This is a genomic window from Kitasatospora sp. NPDC092286 (assembly GCF_044755565.1).
Lineage (GTDB): Bacteria > Actinomycetota > Actinomycetes > Streptomycetales > Streptomycetaceae > Kitasatospora.
Genome location: NZ_JBIVRD010000097.1, coordinates 1 through 4104, shown reverse-complemented (window position 1 = coordinate 4104; position 4104 = coordinate 1). Strand labels below are relative to the sequence as shown.

The following is a 4104-nucleotide window of genomic DNA, read 5'->3' as shown; positions in this document are numbered from 1 at the left end:
TGGAAGGAGGCGCTGAACCAGTTCTCACTGTTCTTCGAGGACCGGCTCAGCATCCGATAACCACAAAGGACTTACACAAGATCGCTTACACGCCCGTCACCGCGAACCGTCTTCCCGAGCCCGCCTTCCCGACCGCCACGCAGGCCCTGGCCGCCTACTGGGACGGAGGCCCCGCCTTCTCCCGCTTCGGCTGGTCGGCCACCACGGAGTGACAGGCGGGTGCAAGGGCGACTGCCGCAAGCTGGACCTCCGTCTTCGGCTGGCTGTCAAGTGCTGGGGACGTCACCATCGTTCAAGTTGGTCACGGCCTCGGTTGCACTCGGCAGGCCGGGCTTCGCTGTTCAGTGTCTGAACAGGACGGCCGTTCAGAGTCTGAACGGCGCGGTCGTTCAGTTTCTGAACCAGAATCGCCGTTCACTTGGTGAACACGGCCACCGTTCACCGAGTGAACAGCGGGCCCGTTCACTCAGTGAACGGCGACATCGTGGGTTCAGCGGGTAGGGCGGGGCGCCGTTCCGGTAGGTGCGGTGGGCAGTGAGGTCGCGCCGGTGATCGTGGGTTGTGAGGCGAGCACGGCTGTGGCGGACGAGCGGAGGCGCGCGGCTTCGGCGACGGGGTTGGGTGCGGGGTTGCGGCTGGTGTGCTGGATGCGGCCGAGGAGGACCTTGGCGGGCAGGCGGGCGGTTGTGAGTTCGCGCCGTGCGGCGGCCTCGGTGAGGAGCTGACCGGGGTGGTGGCCCAGGGCCTTGGCGTCGGCAAGGGCGGTGGCGAGGGCGGGCCAGTTGGGGTCGGCGAGGATCCGGGTGGCGTGGTCGGGGACGGGGTCAAGATAGATCGTTCGCTCAGTCATGCGCTCTGCTTCTCGTCAGGCGTTCCCGCACTCGGTGGCTCATCGGGATACGGCCTGCCGCTCCCGTCCGTGATCGTGGCGTGCGAAGCTGGCTGGACCTCAACGCGGAGCATGGGCCAGGGCGTGCCCTCCTGACCGGAGCCATCGATCAAGAGCATGTGGCGTACGAAGGCGCCCACCAGGAAGTTGCGCTCGTCGAGCTTGCTCAGGTAGCTCTGCAACCCCTTCTCGGCGTCGCGGTTCTCGCGCACACTATGAAGCTCAGCTGCGATGTCGCAGTAGTCCTGGACCGCGTCCAGGAACTCCAGAATGAGGTCTTCATCCTCCTCGGGGAGACCGTCTGGCAGCGCGTACTCGAAGGTGACGCTGGACTTGATCATGTTCCACAGCGGGTTGCCGCGGGTGATCAGCTTCAGGATCCGAGGCTGGGGGAACTCTGGGTCGGGCACCAACTTCAGCCGGCCTGGCGTTGTCTCGCCGAGCGAGCGCATCCATGCGGCGTGCTTGGCCTTGATCTCGCACAGTCGATCCACCGTGAAGTGGCCTGGCTGGTCATCGATTTGCTTGTGATGCTTGCTATACAGCAGGACCATGTTCGTATGGCTGTCGATGGATGCGTCGTCCAGCAAGCCGGCTCTCGGTCCGCCCTTCGAGCGGGCGACTATGTGGGTCTCCTCGCCGAAGACCGAGGGGTCGTCGCAGTCAGTCCCGGGTGTCACCACCTGCGCCCGGCAGATCGCGCACCTGCCGCCTGCTTCACACCAGATGATCTTGCGGGTCTTTTCGGACACGGCCATGGATTGCGCCCTGCCAGAGGAGCGGTGCCCAGCGGGCGCGAATGCGATGGCTCGGTCAGAGGGGCTGTCAGCCGAATGCGGTCGTGCACCCGCCCCATCCGGTGGATCCCGGCAACTGCAACCAAAACTGCAACCACGGAACGACGAGGGCCCCGACCGCGTTGCGGTCGGGGCCCTCGTTTGCCCAGTTGGGCAGAGGCGGAGGATACGAGATTCGAACTCGTGAGGGGTTGCCCCCAACACGCTTTCCAATTCTCCCGAACGCCGTCCGCCGGGGTTCACACCCGTCCTGACCTGCAGCGGAGCGAACCGCTGGGCGGCGGCTGAACCTGGCCGGACGGGGGTGAATGAGACCAAAACTGAGACCAGCTGGCTTTGCTCATCAGGCCCGACAATCCCTGCTCACGACGACTCTGGTCAGCTGGCTCCTGCCGCCTCCGCCATGAGGCGAGCCCGCTTCTCAGCACGCCGTTCGGCCTTCCAGCCGGGCAGGAACGCGGACAGAAGCGGGTCGCTTTCGATCATCTGCTGGGTTGACCGCATGCCTTCGTCGATGATCGTGTCCCACTTCTCCGTGGCGAACCTGACGCGGCAGGGCAAGTCCTTGATGATCTTCTCGTCGACGGTCAGGTAGTTCGACGCACGCTGCCCCCTGGCCGCAGGCACGTACGCATCGGCGCCAGCTTGGGCAGGAAGTAGCGAGATGAGGATGGCGTCCCCGTCCTCGGCGATCATTCGGGCAGCCTTGTAGGCTGCCGAGATCTCTGTCTTGGAGGGCTCCCGTTCGAGCATCTCGACCACGGTCCTGCGGATGCTCACCGTCGCCCGGCTGGCCAGCGCAGTTTGCAGGGCCTGGTGGAAGGTTGCCGTCATCGATGTCATAGCGGCGATTGTCACGGCGGGCTTGCCTGATGCCGTTCGTTTGAGGGCGGCCTCGGCGTGTGTTCCCCCGTACGGCAGACACGTCCACGCCCCCTGCCAGAGCCCGTGAACGCCACGGGGCACGTTCAGTTGAACCTCTCATCCCGAGACCTCAGCTGTGCGATGCTCCAGGCATGAAGAAGGAACCGGCCGGGTGCGACCACCCTCAGGGGGCCTCCGTAGGCCAGTACAACTGCTGGAAGGACGGCGAGACTGAGGTCCACTTCGAGGTCGAAGAGTGGCCGGAGTGGAAGACGCGGCGGCTCGCGGAAATCCTCTTCAGCGGTCTCGTCGAGCGCCCAGCCAACGAATCAGCTCCAGCGACCGAGTAGGCACGGTCGAAGGGTCATCAAGAACCCGTTCGAGCGGGTCGGCATCAGCGCAGGCAAGCTCGGGCAGGACTGGATCTACGACGAGGCCCAGGAAGCCGCCGACCCGGTTCGCCTCATGCGCGTCTTCGGCATCTGCAGCGCGACCGCCACGAGATCACGTGGCCGCCGCCCACCCGGACAAGAAGGTTGATCCAATCCAGGTGTGATCAACTGACAATCAGGTGAAATCCGGCGACGCCGACGCCATCCTGGACCTACCCTTCCGGCATGACAGAGAGTGAGTCGCTGCCAGCTGCCAGCGCTTCTGGAGAAGTCGTACGACGAGAGCCGCAAAACGCCCTTGACGGGCTCCGAGACTTCCAGGACCTGATCCTGACCCGGCTCGACGACCTGGGGTTGCCGACCGAGGACGTCCTGGTTGCCCTCAACCACCGGCTTGCCCTGCTGGCGACCACCGAGCACGCCCTGGCCGGCCTGAACGATGAACAGCGGGCGCGGTCGGCTTACATAGCCAAGATGATCATGGCGGGCTCCGTCGGGCTGTTCGATGCGGCGCTCAACTACCTCTGGGACGAGACGGTCATCGAGCTGCGGAAGCGCGTGATCGGCTACGACATCTCGTACTTCTATGCCGTCGCGGAGAAGAGCGAGAGCCGCCGCAAGGAGCTCAAGACAGCCGAGGACCTGGTCAAGCTCGACGACGCGAAGCTCCTCAGCGGGGCTCGGGAAATCGGGCTCATCAGCGACGTCGGCTATCACCAGGTCGACCACATCCGGTTCATGCGCAACTACGCCAGCGCGGCCCACCCCAACCAGGTCTCGCTGACGGGCCTCCAGCTCGCCGACTGGCTGGAGACGTGCATCCGCGAGGTGATCACGCTCCCGCACAACACCGTCGTCGCCGAGATCAAGAAGCTGCTGGTCAACGTCCAGGCTGACAGGCTGGACAGCAACTACCTGGCGCAGACAGCGGTCTTCTTCAAGGGGCTCCCCGGGGAGCAGGCCGACACCCTGACCATCGGACTCTTCGGGGTCTACACCACCATCGGCGGTGAGCCGCACACTCTCGACAACATCCGCGACCTCTGGCCGAAGCTCTGGCCCTACGTCTCTGAGAGGGCGTTTGATGTGAACGGATTGCCCTTTATACCCTAGTAAGTCCCTCGCCAGGTTGGTGTGGTCTCGTCCGTTATGCGCTTGGCGA

Annotated in this window: 4 protein-coding genes and 2 pseudogenes; 3 read left to right on the top strand and 3 right to left on the bottom strand. The window is 64.8% G+C overall.

Annotation, left to right across the window (positions count from 1 at the left end; translation table 11 throughout):
- A pseudogene (locus ACIQIB_RS39200) lies at positions 1-212 on the top strand (hypothetical protein); the annotation flags it as partial.
- A gap of 278 nt (positions 213-490) precedes the next feature.
- Here the strand turns inward: ACIQIB_RS39200 and ACIQIB_RS39195 are convergent.
- The 3 genes and pseudogenes from ACIQIB_RS39195 to ACIQIB_RS39185 all read right to left on the bottom strand — a co-directional run.
- A pseudogene (locus ACIQIB_RS39195) lies at positions 491-820 on the bottom strand (mobilization protein); the annotation flags it as partial.
- A 26-nt stretch (positions 821-846) separates the two neighbouring features.
- Complete coding sequence (locus tag ACIQIB_RS39190; RefSeq protein WP_400764219.1) at positions 847-1647, bottom strand: HNH endonuclease; 801 nt, start codon at positions 1645-1647, stop codon at positions 847-849.
- A gap of 417 nt (positions 1648-2064) precedes the next feature.
- Positions 2065-2529, bottom strand: a complete 465-nt coding sequence (locus ACIQIB_RS39185) for a hypothetical protein (protein WP_363604010.1) — start codon at positions 2527-2529, stop codon at positions 2065-2067.
- A 173-nt stretch (positions 2530-2702) separates the two neighbouring features.
- On the opposite strand from ACIQIB_RS39185, the gene ACIQIB_RS39180 reads away from it, so the two are divergent.
- Both ACIQIB_RS39180 and ACIQIB_RS39175 read left to right on the top strand, forming a co-directional pair.
- Positions 2703-2900 (top strand): hypothetical protein, encoded by a 198-nt coding sequence (locus tag ACIQIB_RS39180; RefSeq protein ID WP_363604011.1) that lies wholly within the window; start codon positions 2703-2705, stop codon positions 2898-2900.
- A 267-nt stretch (positions 2901-3167) separates the two neighbouring features.
- Positions 3168-4055 carry a hypothetical protein gene (locus tag ACIQIB_RS39175; protein ID WP_400764216.1) on the top strand — a complete coding sequence of 296 codons (888 nt, stop codon included), beginning with the start codon at positions 3168-3170 and terminating at the stop codon, positions 4053-4055.
- Positions 4056-4104: the final 49 nt, after the last annotated feature.

Excerpts from the sequence above, each read along its gene's own strand:
- ACIQIB_RS39190 (WP_400764219.1), bottom strand. The coding sequence starts at position 1,647 with ATGGCCGTGTCCGAAAAGACCCGCAAGATCATCTGGTGTGAAGCAGGC.
- ACIQIB_RS39185 (WP_363604010.1), bottom strand. The coding sequence starts at position 2,529 with ATGACATCGATGACGGCAACCTTCCACCAGGCCCTGCAAACTGCGCTG.
- ACIQIB_RS39180 (WP_363604011.1), top strand. The coding sequence starts at position 2,703 with ATGAAGAAGGAACCGGCCGGGTGCGACCACCCTCAGGGGGCCTCCGTA.
- ACIQIB_RS39175 (WP_400764216.1), top strand. The coding sequence starts at position 3,168 with ATGACAGAGAGTGAGTCGCTGCCAGCTGCCAGCGCTTCTGGAGAAGTC.